General features: G+C 56.5%; 11 protein-coding genes. 6 read left to right on the top strand and 5 right to left on the bottom strand.

What is annotated here, in order from left to right:
* Positions 1 to 163 precede the first annotated feature (163 nt).
* Complete coding sequence (fadR, locus tag INF77_RS17380) at positions 164 to 883, top strand: fatty acid metabolism transcriptional regulator FadR (RefSeq protein WP_028013515.1); 720 nt, start codon at positions 164 to 166, stop codon at positions 881 to 883.
* Positions 884 to 927: 44 nt separating this feature from the next.
* Here the strand turns inward: fadR and INF77_RS17375 are convergent, their stop codons facing one another.
* Positions 928 to 2,460, bottom strand: coding sequence for a SpoVR family protein (locus tag INF77_RS17375; RefSeq protein WP_023293929.1), 1,533 nt, complete (start codon positions 2,458 to 2,460; stop codon positions 928 to 930).
* A gap of 321 nt (positions 2,461 to 2,781) precedes the next feature.
* On the opposite strand from INF77_RS17375, the gene INF77_RS17370 reads away from it, so the two are divergent.
* Both INF77_RS17370 and dadX read left to right on the top strand, forming a co-directional pair.
* Positions 2,782 to 4,080: a D-amino acid dehydrogenase gene (locus INF77_RS17370; RefSeq protein ID WP_041909503.1), complete on the top strand. Its 1,299-nt coding sequence runs from the start codon at positions 2,782 to 2,784 to the stop codon at positions 4,078 to 4,080.
* Positions 4,081 to 4,089: 9 nt separating this feature from the next.
* Positions 4,090 to 5,160 carry a catabolic alanine racemase DadX gene (gene dadX / locus INF77_RS17365; protein WP_047367798.1) on the top strand — a complete coding sequence of 357 codons (1,071 nt, stop codon included), beginning with the start codon at positions 4,090 to 4,092 and terminating at the stop codon, positions 5,158 to 5,160.
* Positions 5,161 to 5,206: 46 nt separating this feature from the next.
* On the opposite strand, the gene INF77_RS17360 is transcribed toward dadX, so the two are convergent.
* A complete protein-coding gene (locus tag INF77_RS17360) occupies positions 5,207 to 6,940 on the bottom strand; it encodes a potassium/proton antiporter (protein WP_045630795.1) in 1,734 nt (577 codons plus the stop codon).
* Positions 6,941 to 7,028: 88 nt separating this feature from the next.
* Positions 7,029 to 7,943 (bottom strand): muramoyltetrapeptide carboxypeptidase, encoded by a 915-nt coding sequence (gene ldcA, locus INF77_RS17355; protein ID WP_182034843.1) that lies wholly within the window; start codon positions 7,941 to 7,943, stop codon positions 7,029 to 7,031.
* Positions 7,944 to 8,049: 106 nt separating this feature from the next.
* Between ldcA and emtA the strand changes: the two genes are divergently transcribed.
* The gene (gene emtA, locus INF77_RS17350) at positions 8,050 to 8,661 is read left to right on the top strand and encodes a membrane-bound lytic murein transglycosylase EmtA (protein WP_028013510.1); all 612 of its coding nucleotides are present in this window, start codon (positions 8,050 to 8,052) and stop codon (positions 8,659 to 8,661) included.
* Between the two features lie 36 nt (positions 8,662 to 8,697).
* Here emtA and INF77_RS17345 read toward each other — a convergent pair whose 3' ends face one another.
* Complete coding sequence (locus INF77_RS17345; RefSeq protein ID WP_126818483.1) at positions 8,698 to 9,429, bottom strand: flagellar brake protein; 732 nt, start codon at positions 9,427 to 9,429, stop codon at positions 8,698 to 8,700.
* Between the two features lie 207 nt (positions 9,430 to 9,636).
* Here INF77_RS17345 and INF77_RS17340 point away from each other — a divergent pair, with 207 nt between their 5' ends.
* Both INF77_RS17340 and INF77_RS17335 read left to right on the top strand, forming a co-directional pair.
* The gene (locus tag INF77_RS17340) at positions 9,637 to 9,891 is read left to right on the top strand and encodes a GlsB/YeaQ/YmgE family stress response membrane protein (protein WP_028013508.1); all 255 of its coding nucleotides are present in this window, start codon (positions 9,637 to 9,639) and stop codon (positions 9,889 to 9,891) included.
* A 112-nt stretch (positions 9,892 to 10,003) separates the two neighbouring features.
* Entirely contained in the window at positions 10,004 to 12,106 is a 2,103-nt protein-coding gene (locus tag INF77_RS17335; protein WP_193532500.1) for a TonB-dependent siderophore receptor, read from the top strand.
* 60 nt (positions 12,107 to 12,166) lie between these two features.
* Here the strand turns inward: INF77_RS17335 and INF77_RS17330 are convergent, their stop codons facing one another.
* Positions 12,167 to 13,852, bottom strand: coding sequence for an alpha,alpha-trehalase (locus tag INF77_RS17330; RefSeq protein ID WP_193532499.1), 1,686 nt, complete (start codon positions 13,850 to 13,852; stop codon positions 12,167 to 12,169).
* Positions 13,853 to 14,026: the final 174 nt, after the last annotated feature.

Genomic DNA, 14,026 nt, shown 5'->3' with positions numbered 1-14,026 from the left:
TATACGCAAAAATCGCGGCCCGGAGGCGGATAAGACCGCATTGTAAATTTCACAAAAATGAAACGGCGATCCCTCTTTTCTCACTTTGCCGCGCTACCTGCCGTTGCACGCCTCTGGTATGATGAGTCCAATTTGCAAAAAGCTGTGTAATGGAAATCTCACTATGGTCATTAAGGCGCAGAGCCCGGCGGGTTTCGCGGAAGAGTACATCATTGAAAGCATCTGGAATAATCGTTTCCCTGCGGGGTCCATTCTTCCGGCTGAACGCGAACTCTCTGAACTGATTGGCGTCACTCGCACCACGCTGCGTGAAGTGCTTCAGCGACTGGCGCGTGATGGATGGTTGACGATCCAGCACGGCAAGCCAACAAAGGTAAACAACTTCTGGGAAACCTCGGGGCTGAACATTCTTGAAACGCTGGCGCGCCTCGACCACGAAAGCGTGCCGCAGCTGATTGATAATCTGCTCTCCGTGCGCACCAACATCGCGACTATTTTTATTCGTACCGCTTTCCGTCAGCATCCTGAAGATGCGCTTGCGGTGCTGGCCAGCGCGAATGAAGTTGAAGATCACGCCGACGCCTTTGCCACCCTCGATTACAACGTGTTTCGCGGCCTGGCGTTTGCCTCCGGCAACCCGGTTTACGGCCTGATCCTCAACGGTATGAAAGGGCTCTATACCCGCATTGGTCGTCACTACTTCGCTAACCCTGAAGCCCGCAGTCTGGCGCTGGGCTTCTACCATAAGCTGAGCAAGCTCTGCACCGAAGGCCTGCACGATCAGGTTTATGAAACCGTACGCCGCTACGGCCACGACTCCGGTGAAATCTGGCACCGTATGCAGAAAACGCTGCCGGGCGATTTAGCGATTCAGAGTCGCTAAAATAAAAACCTCTCAATCGAGAGGTTTTTTTTCGCCCGGTGGCGCTACAGCGTATTCAACCGCGCCGGGCAGCGTTCCAGCAGCTCCACGCTGCCGTCCTCATTCTGCTGCTCCAGCTGCACGTCAAAGCCCCACAGGCGGTGCACGTGCTTCAGCACCTCTTTACGTCCTTTATCCAGCGGCGCGCGGTTGTGCGGGATATAGCGCAGCGTCAGGGAGCGGTCGCCGCGCAGGTCCACGTTCCAAACCTGAATATTGGGTTCAAGGTTGCTCAGGTTGTACTGGGAGGAGAGACGGGAGCGTATCTCCCGGTATCCTTCCTCGTTGTGGATCGCGGAGATCTCCAGATAGTTGTTGCGGTCATCGTCCAGCACGGTGAAGAAGCGGAAATCGCGCATGATCTTCGGCGACATGAACTGGCTGATAAAGCTCTCATCCTTAAAGTCGCGCATCGCAAAATGCAGCGTTTCCAGCCAGTCAGAACCGGCGATATCCGGGAACCAGTACTTGTCCTCTTCCGTTGGCGACTGGCAGATGCGCTTAATATCCTGGAACATCGCAAAGCCCAGCGCATACGGGTTAATCCCGCTGTACCACGGGCTGTTGTAGGGCGGCTGGAACACCACGTTAGTATGGCTGTGAAGAAATTCCATCATGAACCGCTCGGTGACTTTCCCCTCGTCATACAGATGGTTGAGAATGGTGTAGTGCCAGAATGTTGCCCAGCCTTCGTTCATCACCTGGGTCTGTTTCTGCGGATAGAAATACTGGCTCACCTTACGCACGATACGCAAAATCTCGCGCTGCCACGGCTCCAGCAGCGGGGCATTCTTCTCCATAAAATAGAGCAGGTTTTCCTGCGGCTCGGACGGATAACGACGCGCTTCGGCAATCGTTTTTTCCTCCTCACGCTTCGGCAGGGTGCGCCACAGCATGTTCACCTGGCTCTGCAGATACTCCTCGCGGCTTTTCTGCCGGGCTTTCTCCTCCTGCAGTGAGATTTTCTGCGGGCGTTTATAGCGGTCCACGCCGTAGTTCATCAGCGCGTGGCAGGAGTCTAGCAGCTTCTCTACCTCGTCCACGCCGTAGCGCTCTTCACAGTCGGTAATGTATTTACGCGCGAAGATCAGGTAATCGACGATGGAGCTGGCGTCCGTCCAGCTGCGGAACAGATAGTTATTTTTAAAGAAAGAGTTATGGCCGTAGCAGGCGTGCGCCATCACCAGCGCCTGCATGGTAATGGTGTTCTCTTCCATCAGATAGGCGATACACGGGTTGGAGTTAATGACGATCTCATACGCCAGCCCCTGCTGGCCGTGCTTGTACAGCCGCTCCGTTTCAATGAATTTTTTACCAAACGACCAGTGCGGATAGTTGATCGGCATCCCGACGCTGGAGTAAGCGTCCATCATCTGTTCGGAGGTAATCACCTCAATCTGATGGGGATAGGTATCCAGGCGATACAGTTTTGCCACCCGGTCGATTTCGGCGAGGTAGACATCCAGCAGCTCGAAGGTCCAGTCGGGTCCATCGCTCAGACGTGTGTTGTCCTTGTTCAGGGAATCAATAGTAGCCATTAGCGCGCCCTCGTTGTGGGTGCTCTCTCTGTCTGGAGAGCCTCCTTTCAAGCATAGATCAACGTGTTAAAAAGCGTGCTGGCGCAGAAATTTTTTCTTTGCGATTTCCCGTTTTTGATACGGCAAAAAAAGCGTACCCATCAGAATTTTATGCTGGTTAAAAATAAAGCTCAGCAGGAGATCCCAAATTATCCCTGTCCCCTGATGCTGGGGGATGTGTGAGGTAAGTCACCATAAAAAAGTCGTATGTTGAATAATATTTTCAACTAGGTTATCAATCTGTAATTAGATGATTGTTCTTTTGCTCATAATGGAGTGGCTATGCGTGTTGTCATACTGGGAAGTGGTGTCGTTGGCGTAACCAGCGCCTGGTATTTAAGTCAGGCGGGACATGAGGTTACCGTTATCGATCGTGAATCCGGCCCGGCGCTTGAAACCAGTGCGGCAAATGCCGGTCAAATCTCTCCTGGCTATGCGGCCCCGTGGGCGGCGCCCGGCGTGCCGCTGAAGGCGATCAAATGGATGTTCCAGCGCCACGCGCCGCTGGCCATCAGCCTTGACGGCACGCAGTTCCAGCTGAAGTGGATGTGGCAGATGCTGCGCAATTGCGACACCCGGCACTATATGGAAAATAAAGGCCGCATGGTGCGTCTGGCGGAATACAGCCGTGACTGCCTCAAAGCCCTGCGCGCGTCGACGGGGATTGAGTACGAAGGCCGTCAGGGCGGCACGCTGCAGCTGTTCCGCACCGAGCAACAGTATGAAAACGCCACCCGCGATATCGCCGTGCTGGAAGATGCCGGTGTACCGTATCAGCTGCTGGAAGCCAGCCAGCTGGGGCAGGTGGAACCCGCGCTGGCCGAAGTGGCCCACAAGCTGACCGGCGGTCTGCGTCTGCCGAATGACGAAACCGGCGACTGTCAGCTCTTTACCCAGCGTCTGGCACAGATGTGCGAGCAGGCTGGGGTGAAATTCCGCTTTAATACCTCCGTCGACAAGCTGCTGTCGGAAGGCGAAAAAATTTACGGCGTAAAGTGCGGCGACGAGGTGATAAAGGCGGATGCCTACGTGATGGCGTTTGGTTCCTACTCCACCGCCATGCTGAAAGGCATCCTCGATATTCCGGTCTACCCGCTCAAGGGCTACTCATTGACTATCCCGGTGAAAGAGGAGAGCGGGGCGCCCGTATCAACCATCCTGGATGAAACCTACAAAATCGCCATTACCCGCTTTGATAACCGTATTCGCGTCGGCGGCATGGCGGAGATTGTCGGCTTCAACACCGAGCTGCTGCAGCCGCGTCGTGAAACGCTGGAGATGGTGGTGGGCGATCTCTTCCCGCGCGGCGGGTTTGTGGAACAGGCGACGTTCTGGACCGGCCTGCGTCCGATGACCCCGGACGGCACGCCGATTGTGGGCCGCACGCCATATAAAAACCTGTGGACCAATACCGGACACGGCACGCTCGGCTGGACGATGGCCTGCGGCTCGGGCCAGCTGCTGAGCGACCTGATTTCCGGGCGCACGCCGGCAATTCCGTTTGACGATTTAAGTGCTGCGCGCTATCAATCAGGATTTACGCCATCGCGTCCTCAGCACCTGCACGGCGCGCATAACTAAGGAGTTGTCATGTCCCGTCCTGTTCTGGCTCAGCTGGATCTGCAGGCCCTGAAGGAAAACCTGCAAATTGTTCGCCGGGCAGCACCTGGTTCGCGCGTCTGGTCAGTCGTCAAGGCAAACGCCTACGGCCACGGTATTGACCGTATATGGAGCGCGCTCGGCGCGACCGACGGTTTTGCGTTACTCAATCTCGAAGAGGCCATCCTGCTGCGCGAGCGCGGCTGGAAAGGGCCTATTCTGCTGCTGGAGGGGTTCTTCCACGCGGACGATCTGCCGCTGCTGGATAAGTATCGCCTGACCACCAGCGTTCACAGCAACTGGCAGATTAAAGCCATTCAGGATGCGAAGCTCCACGCTCCGCTGGATATTTATCTCAAGGTGAACAGCGGCATGAACCGCCTGGGCTTCCAGCCTGAGCGGGTGCATACGGTCTGGCAGCAGCTGCGTGGCCTGAAAAACGTCGGGGAAATGACGCTGATGGCGCATTTTGCCGACGCGGAAAAACCGGACGGCATTGCTGATGCTATGGTCCGCATTGAGCAGGCAGCTGAAGGGCTCGATTGTCCGCGCTCCCTGTCGAACTCGGCGGCGACGCTTTGGCATCCTGAAGCCCACTATGACTGGGTGCGTCCGGGGATCGTTCTGTACGGCGCATCACCCTCAGGCCAGTGGCAGGATATCGCCAACAGCGGCCTGAGGCCGGTCATGACCCTGCGCAGCGAGATCATCGGCGTGCAGACGCTGAAGGCGGGCGACACGGTAGGCTACGGCAGCCGCTTCCGGGCGAAGGGCGAGCAGCGGATTGGCATCGTCGCGGGCGGTTATGCCGACGGCTATCCGCGTATCGCGCCGACCGGCACACCAGTGTGGGTTGATGGGGTGCGCACGGGAACGGTAGGCACGGTATCAATGGATATGCTGGCCGTTGACCTGACGCCATGCCCGCAGGCGGGCATCGGTTCACCGGTCGAGCTATGGGGCAACGAAATCAAAATTGATGACGTGGCGGCCGCGGCGGGAACGGTAGGGTATGAACTGATGTGTGCCCTGGCACCAAGAGTGCCGGTTGTGACGGTGTAACTTGTATCTTTGCCGGGTGACGCGAAGCCGCCACCCGGCAAAAAAACTACTCCGCTTCCTCTTCCATCGGCCTCAAACCGACCTTCCGCACCGCGTTATCTTCTTTTTCTGCCACCGTCCAGATCATCCCGGCAAACTCCACCTGGTCACCCACAACCGGCGCAGCGCCAAGCCGCTGCTGAATGATTTCGCCCAGCGTTTGCGGGTTATCACCGTCTTCTGCACCTTCATCCAGGCCATAAATGAGCGCCACATCCGCAAATTTGGCGCTGGCTTCCAGAATAAAATCGCCGAAGAAACGCTGGTCCAGCGCCACGGGAGGCGACTGGCTGAACAGCTTGCCCAGCGCGGGCAGGTCGCGCTCGCGGCCAATGACGCACAGAATATCTCCTTCGCGCAGGCGGGTGCTGCCAGTCGGGTGCAGCAGGACATTATCGCGGAACAGGGCGGCAATGCGCGTTTCAGTCGGCATGTGCAAATCGCGCAGCGAGGCTCCCACGCACCATTTGTCGGCGCTCAGCTGGTAGACGAACTGCTCCCACGGGTTTTCCGGGTGAATGTCCAGCCCCACGCGGGAGACCGGCCAGCCTACGGGCGGCACCACCACTTTGGCCTTTTTCGCCGCCCACCCGAGCGACGTGCCCTGGAACAGCAGGGAAATCAGCACCACGAAGAACGCCACGTTGAAGAACAGCCGCGCGTTGTCGAGACCGGCCATCATCGGGAACACCGCAAGGATAATCGGCACCGCGCCGCGCAGGCCGACCCAGCTGATAAAGACGCGCTCGCGCAGGTTAAAACCGCGAAACGGCAGCAGGCCTGCAAATACGGAGAGCGGACGGGCGAAGAAGATCATCCACGCCGACAGCAGCAGCGCCGGAACGGCGATCGGCAGCAGGTCCGACGGGGTCACCAGCAGGCCCAGCACCAGGAACATGCCGATTTGCGCCAGCCACGCCAGGCCGTCAAAGTTCTGCAAAATAGCATGACGGTTGCGAATAGGGCGGTTGCCCATCAGGAACCCGCAGAGGTAGACGGCGAGAATACCGCTGCCGTCCAGCGCGGTGGTAACGGCAAAAATGAGAATGCCGCCGCTCAGCGCCAGCAGAGGGTAAAGCCCCGAGGGCAGAGAAATGCGGTTGATCGTCTGCTGTAACAGGTATCCCCCCGCCAGGCCGATGACAATCCCCAGCCCGAACTGCTGCAGAATATGCAGGGCAAACATCCAGCTCAGGCCCGTCTCGTGCTGCTGGATCATCTCTATCAGCGTGATGGTCAGGAACACCGCCATCGGATCGTTACTGCCGGATTCAATCTCAAGCGTTGAGCCAACGCGTTCGTTAAGCCCTTTACCCCCAAGCAGGGAAAAGACCGCCGCCGCATCGGTAGAGCCAACGATTGCGCCAATCAGCAAGCCTTCCATGAGATTGAGATTGAAAAGCCATGCGGCCATCATCCCGGTGAGGCCGGAGGTGATCAACACGCCGACGGTCGCCAGCGACAGCGCAGGCCCCAGGGCTACGCGGAAGGAGCTCGCCTGAGTGCGCATCCCGCCGTCGAGCAGGATCACCGCCAGCGCGAGGTTACTCACCATGTAGGCGAAGGGATAGTTATCGAAGGGGATACCGCCGATGCCGTCAACGCCGGCCAGCATGCCGATGGCAAGGAAAATAACAAGAATGGGTATGCCAAGACGCGATGAAAATGAACTTAATAAAATACTGCTGGTTACAAGTACAGAACCCAAAATGAAAAGGCTGATTATCGCTGCGGCATCCAATGTTCTCTTTCTCCCACCTCAATGTTAACGCTGTTACTAAAACCCTAACATATTAACAACGGCAACAGCGTTTTATTAAGGGGGTTTTTTATGCTTTTATGACCGGATGACCACCGATCGTTAACCGACTGCCCGAAACATCATGTGTAAGCGTCGCCTGCGCGCCCAGCGCAAGGGTAACGGTCTGCTGCTCATGGCCGAAATCCAGACCGGTGATAACCGGAATATCCAGCCGCGAGCGGATGAAATCGACCATCGTTTCCAGGGAGTAGCCCGCATCATAGTCATTCGGGGCAGAGCCGCTGAAGCTGCCCAGCACGATCGCGGACTGGCTATCGAGAATACCGGCATGATAAAGCTGCAATAACATGCGCTCGACGCGGAACGGATGTTCGTTAATATCCTCCAGCACCAGAATGCCGTCCTTGATTTGCGGCATCCACGGCGTGCCGATGAGCGAGACCAGCATCGCCAGGTTACCGCCCCAGAGCTGGCCCTCACATTCCCAGTGCGGTCCATTGCCTTGCCATTCAACGCTGTAGGTGGGATTGCGCAGCGCGCGCCAGAAATGCTCCATTGTGAACGCGTCCAGTTCCGGCGCGCCGAAGTTACCGGCCAGCATCGGGCCGCTAAACGTGATGACGTTATGCAGCGCCAGAAGACCAAGCTGGATGGCGGTGAAATCGCTGTGGCCGCATATCAGCAGCGGATCCTGCTGCTGGCGCTGAGCCAGGCCCTGCCAGTCAATGCTCTCAAGCAGCCTGCTCGCACCATAGCCGCCGCGCACCGCAAGGACTATTCGGTTTTCGCCCTTCAGGTTCACCAGGCTATTGATATCATTTAGCCTCTGCGCTTCTGTTCCGGCAAAACGCTGCTGGCGGCGGGGGATAATTGTCTGATTTTCTACCTGATGGCCGGATTCCAGTAAGCGCTGAACGCCCCGCTGCGCCGCGTCCTGGTTAATACAGTAGCCCGATGGCGCGATGAGATGAAACTGAGACATGGCAATTCCTTGCTGAATGAGAAACTAATTGTCTATATCATGCCGCGTATACGCCGCCTGCTTCAAGGGCGGCGCACCGCGATGACCGGCTATAAGGATAGATGACGTGAAATTGAGATGGTTTGCTTTTTTGATTGTTTTGCTGGCTGGCTGTAGTTCAAAACATGATTATCAAAACCCGCCCTGGAATCCGGAAGTGCCGGTGAAACGGGCCATGCAGTGGATGCCGATCAGTGAAAAAGCCGGGAAGGCATGGGGCGTCAGCCCGCGGCTGATCACCGCCATTATTGCGGTGGAGTCCGGTGGCAATCCTACGCTTGTCAGCAAATCCAACGCGGTGGGGCTGATGCAGCTGAAAGCCTCTACGGCGGGGAGAGAGGTCTACCGCTATATGGGCTGGAGCGGCCAGCCGTCGACCAGCGAGCTGAAGAACCCGGAACGCAACATTTCTATGGGGACCGCTTACCTGAGCATTCTGGAACACGGCGTGCTGAAGGGCATTGAGGATCCGGAAGTGATGCAATACGCGCTGGTGGTCTCGTACGTGAACGGCGCCGGGGCGCTGCTCAGAACTTTCTCCTCTGACCGCAAAGAGGCGATTGAGGAGATCAACGACATGGACAAAGATGAGTTCGTCGAGCATGTGGCGAAAAATCATCCGGCACCGCAGGCGCCTCGCTATATCTGGAAAGTACAGAAAGCGATGGATGCCATGTAATGCCGCAAACGGGCGGCGCTCGCTGCCCGACTTTTCCTAAAGAACCTTATTCGCACGTTCCCGTGCTTCCCGTTCCAGCGAATAGATAATGCGCTGCAGCTCGCGCTCCGCGCCGGGCCCGACGTTCAGAAAACGGAAGCTCAGACGCGGCGTGGTAATCGTTTCATTTTTGCTGTCCACCACCGTGCGCTCGCTGATGGCAATCAGCTGTGCATCGAAATAAAAACGGCCCCAGCCCGCCATATCCAGTTCTATTTGCGTAAACCGCATGCCTTCTACCAGACCCTCCGGCTTCGGGGTATCCATCAGCGCGCCCATTCCGCCCAGCGACAGGTCAAAGAGACGGAAGCGGATCTCTTTTTTGTCCGGCATTTTGGCCTTACAAAAATAGGCAGGATGAAGCGGGGCGCTGATGCGAAAATATTCACGGCGCTGGACAAACCAGAGGTTGCCAGGAAGGGGGGTAACAAAAGCCGGAAGTCCCTGGTATTCGCTCAGTTCCAGTCGCGGCAGGACAAATTCCACTTTGGCCCCATGGGTTTCGGCCATGACCACGATATTCTCTGCTTTCAGCGCCGCGCGGTTTTCATACTCCAGGCTGCCCAGGTCAATAACCAGCCTCTCCTGCGAGACGTCAAGGATCTTGCTGATAAACTGATTATTCGACCAGCTGATGCGCAGCGGCACTTCGCCTTTTTGCAGGTCGCGTAATACCCCTAATACAGCCAGCGGATTTTGCTTGAGGAACTGCTCACTGTAATGACTCACGCCGGATGGCTCCTTGATTGATGACAGACTGTCATAGTGTTATCGGCAATCCACCCTCAAACTTAATACAAACCGGTGAGATTTTTTTACCGTTGTCCGCAGGATAAGTCGGTGAGACGAAACTGGTTTTCCGGTGATGACCTATACTTAAGTTAGCTGTGCAGTAGGTTTTCTGCACATGCGTTTAATCTGCAAGAGGGCATTGCTATGGGTATCATCGCCTGGATTATCTTTGGCCTTATTGCCGGCGCTATCGCAAAACTGATCATGCCGGGAAACGATGGCGGCGGCTTTATTTTGACCTGCGTACTCGGGGTCGTTGGTGCGGTTGTAGGCGGCTGGCTGGCGACGATGTTTGGTTTTGGTGGTGACATCAGTGGTTTCGACATGCACAGTTTCCTGGTCGCTGTCGTGGGAGCCATTGTCGTGCTGGGCATATTCAGATTACTGCGACGAGCATAAAATGACAGAACGGCTCTCTGCGGAGGGCCGTTTTTTTTGCCGCCATATTGATTTGCTAATCTAAATGATAATAATTGTCGTTCCGTATTGCATGTAATAACAAGACGACATTATGAACTCCTCACGTTTTACGTTATGCACCCTGGCGGGTGCAGTCACGCTGGCATTGCAGGTCCAGGCTTTCGCCGAAGAATCAACCATTGTCGTCACGGGCTCAGAGCAGGGCAGCGCGCTGCCGGCCTGGACCAACAGCGCCACCAAATCGGCCGTTGCCGAAAGTAAAACGCCGCAGGTTATCAACACGCTCTCTGCGCCGGAGATCGAAAAGCGTCACGCGAACTCCGTGAATGAAATCCTGCGCTATGCCCCAGGCGTCTCAACCGAGGTGCGGGGGAATACCTCCTATATGAGCGAATACAAAATTCGTGGCTTTACCGTCGATCAGGAGTTTTACAACGGGCTGCAGCTACCCTATAACGTCACCGGCAACACCAAGGCGCGCATCGATCCGCTGTTAATAGAGAGCGTCGATATCCTGAAAGGGCCTTCATCGGTGCTTTACGGCGGCGGTTCACCGGGCGGGCTGGTAAATATTCAAAGCAAAAAGCCGCAGCGGGAAGCCCGAACCGAGGTCGGTTTTAACACCGGGAACCGTAATCTGAAAGAAGGCTACCTCGATTCGACCGGACAAATTGCCGACAGCGACTGGAATTACCGCCTGCTGGGTAAGGCGACGGAGAATGACGATCAGCCGCACACCAGCCGCTATGAAAATTATCTGGTCGCCCCGTCCGTTACATGGCAACCCGACAGTAAAACCCGTCTCACCCTGGATGCGCTGGCGCAAAACTCCCCGAGCCTGACGCCGTCTAACCCGCTGCCGCTCGCTTATCTGCGGTCCAAATATGCCGATCGCCGGGATTACGCCGGAGATGAGTGGAGCGGGTTTAAGCAGCGCCAGTGGATGCTGGGCTACAGCTTCGAACACGAGTTTGACAGCGGCTGGGGCTTTAATCAGAAAGCGCGCTATTTCGACGTCGATACCCACCAGAACAGCGTCTACGCGACGGGAACGGGAAGTGAGGTCTATCAGCTTAACCGCTTTGCCTATACCACCGATGAAGATCTTAAGAGCTTCAACATCGACAACCAGGTGACTAAAACCGTTGCGCTGGGCGACTGGAAACACCATCTGCTGGCCGGGTTTGACTATCAGAAGCTGAACTCCCATTTCCACTACCGCTACGCGTCGACCACGCCGGGCATGGATATGCGTAATCCGGACTATTCGCAAATCCACGAAAGCGCGCTGGGGCTTTACACCGCCCAGAAAAACCGCCTCAGCTACCAGCAGAACGGGTACTACCTGCAGGATCAGGTGGAATTTGGCGGCTTAAGTCTGTTGGGCAGCCTGCGCTACGACGATTACCGCTCCGTCACCACCGATTACCTGCAAAACGGCGATAAGGCCTGGGTATCGCAGGATCGCGTTACCAAACGCCTGGGGGCGCTTTACGCCTTCGATAACGGTATTTCGCCGTTTATCAGCTATTCAGAAGGTTTTGCACCGGTCTCGCCGCAGGGGACGCTCACGGCGAAAGACGTCAAGCCAACCACCAGCAAGCAGGTGGAAGGCGGGGTAAAATATCTGCTGGCAGAGTACGCCACGACGTTTACCGCCTCGGTGTTTAACATCCGGCAGAAAAACGTCGTCACCTCCGACCCGGGCTTCCTGAACTACCGTCAGACTGGTGAAGTGGAATCCAAAGGCGCGGAGCTCTCCGCCATCAGCCGCCCGACGGACAACCTGACGCTGATTGCCAACTATGCCTACACCCACGTAATTAATACCGAAGATGATAAATACCAGGGCAAGCGTCCTGCTCAGGTGCCGGAAAATGCGTTCAACCTGTGGGGGGACTACACCTTCGAGAGCACGCCGCTGAAGGGGCTGATGCTGGGCGCCGGGGCGCGCTATACCGGGCCGATGGAGATTTCACCGTCTAACGATGCGGGTAAGCTGGGGGGCACTACGCAGTACGATCTGGCGGCGTCGTACCGGATGGGCGAAATTCTGCCTTCGCTGGCGGGGCTGACGCTTAAGGCAAGTATGCAGAACATCACCAATAAAGAGACGCTGACCTGCTACGACGCGACCAACTGCTGGATTGGGCGTGACAGGACGTATCAGCTAGGGGCGAGTTACAGCTTCTAAATCCCTGTGAGTTCAAAATGTAGGCCGGGTAAGGCGTAGCCATCACCCGGCAATACTCCCTTACTGCGCCGCAGCTTTCACCGGCGCAGCCTCATCATTCGCCGCAGGCTGATTTTCCGGCACGCTGTCGCACGGTTTCTCTTTCGGACAAACCAGATCCAGCATTTTCAGCGTCACGCCGTTACTCCAGCCGAACCCATCCTGGAGCGGATATTCACCGCCGCCACCGCCGGTACCGGTAGAAGAGACATCATACTTCTCCACCAGCTTCTTCTCGCGGTCGTAAGTATGCTGAACGTTCTTCAGGAAGCGCCAGGTCACGTCCATTGCAACCTTATCCTGCCCATAGTTCTGCAACCCTTCCGTTGCCACCCACTGCAGCGGTGCCCAGCCGTTTGGCGCATCCCACTGCTGGCCGCTGTTGATGGTGGTGGTGGTAATACCGCCCGGCTTCAACAGGCGTGCGGAGGTGGCCGCGGCCACTTTATCGGCGCGATCCTGTGCCGCCGCCTTCACGTAGAGCGGGAAGAGGGCCGCCGCCGTGAGCTGGTTGCGCACCTTCTTACTCTTGAGGTCGTAATCGGCGTACCAGCCCTCTTTATCGTTCCACAGGTGGCGCTCAATGGCTTTTTGACGCGCGGTTGCTAATGCCTCGTATTTACTCGCCGCCGCGCTGTCGCCCGCCTCCTGGCCTGCTCGCGCGAGCAGTTTTTCCATTTTAAACATCAGGGCGTTCAGATCGACGGGCACAATGCTGGTGGTGCGGATGGTGCCGAGCTTTTGCGGGTCGTCCATCCAGCGGGAGCTAAAGTCCCAGCCCGAGGCCGCTGCGGAGCGCAAATCGCGGTAGATCTCCGTCGCAGGCCGGTTAGGGTTGCTCTTCGCCGTGGTGATATCGTCAAGCCAGGACTCCGGGCGCGGGGTATCGCGATCGTCCCAGTAGCGGTTGAGTACGGAACCGTCATCGAGCTTCACCACGCGCTGGTTAGCCTGCCCTGGCTGAAGGCTTTCTACACCCTCCATCCAGTAGGTGTACTCTTTTTCCATTTGTGGACGGTATTTTTTCAGCGCGTCTTTGTCATGCGTTGCCAGCAGCTCAACCATCAGTGAGAAGAACGGCGGCTGGGAGCGGCTCAGGTAGTAGCTGCGGTTACCGTTGGGGATATGGCCGAAGGTATCAATCTCATACGCAAAGTTATCCACCATATCGCTGATTTTGTCCCAGTGGCCGCTCTCCGCCAGGCCCAGCATGGTGAAATAGCTATCCCAGTAGTAGACCTCGCGGAAGCGCCCGCCGGGCACAACGTAAGGTTTCGGTAAAGGCAGCAGGGAATCCCATTTGTTACTGGCTTTATCCGTGGTGCGCGTCAGCACAGGCCAGAGGTCGTCAATGTGCTCACGTAAGCTTTGTCCCGCAGGCGGCACATATTTTTCACCTTCCGCAGGCAGTATGAAGTTCATCTCCACAAAGTGGCGCAGGTCAAAGCTTGTCTGGGTGTGCTGCATCCGGTAATCCGCCAGTATCATCAGCGGGTCGCTTTTGGGAACGGCATCGGCAAAGGTTTTCTGATCGGGAAACAGTTTGGCACTCTGCACGTCGTTAAACAGAGGGCCAAGCAAAATATCGGGTGAATTTTTCTGGTAGGCTAGCTGTTCTTCAGCATAACCCATCGTTGCCACACCGAGCAGCGCGCCTCCCAGCGCGAGGTGCAAAAGAGCAGGGCGTAAAGTACGAGGTCTTATCATCGGTTCGTCTCCTGTATTCCTGAGCAGCGTGACCGCTGTTATCAATCACCTGAAAACCTTAGACGAATATTGCCCGCTTCGCGTGTTGAATATCCCATTTTGCGCAGAACCAGACAATTTACCGCTTCGCACGCCCTGTCCGGAAGGATTTGTTGTGCAACAAAAAAAATAATA

Origin of the sequence: Enterobacter cloacae complex sp. P1B (assembly GCF_014982345.1) — a bacterium.
GTDB lineage: Bacteria > Pseudomonadota > Gammaproteobacteria > Enterobacterales > Enterobacteriaceae > Enterobacter > Enterobacter bugandensis.
Note: the sequence above shows the minus strand (reverse complement) of the source record. Positions and strands in the feature narration are given on the sequence as shown.

Coding starts and splice junctions, on each gene's coding strand:
- fadR (WP_028013515.1), top strand. CDS start 164: ATGGTCATTAAGGCGCAGAGCCCGGCGGGTTTCGCGGAAGAGTACATC.
- INF77_RS17375 (WP_023293929.1), bottom strand. CDS start 2,460: ATGGCTACTATTGATTCCCTGAACAAGGACAACACACGTCTGAGCGAT.
- INF77_RS17370 (WP_041909503.1), top strand. CDS start 2,782: ATGCGTGTTGTCATACTGGGAAGTGGTGTCGTTGGCGTAACCAGCGCC.
- dadX (WP_047367798.1), top strand. CDS start 4,090: ATGTCCCGTCCTGTTCTGGCTCAGCTGGATCTGCAGGCCCTGAAGGAA.
- ldcA (WP_182034843.1), bottom strand. CDS start 7,943: ATGTCTCAGTTTCATCTCATCGCGCCATCGGGCTACTGTATTAACCAG.
- INF77_RS17340 (WP_028013508.1), top strand. CDS start 9,637: ATGGGTATCATCGCCTGGATTATCTTTGGCCTTATTGCCGGCGCTATC.
- INF77_RS17335 (WP_193532500.1), top strand. CDS start 10,004: ATGAACTCCTCACGTTTTACGTTATGCACCCTGGCGGGTGCAGTCACG.
- INF77_RS17330 (WP_193532499.1), bottom strand. CDS start 13,852: ATGATAAGACCTCGTACTTTACGCCCTGCTCTTTTGCACCTCGCGCTG.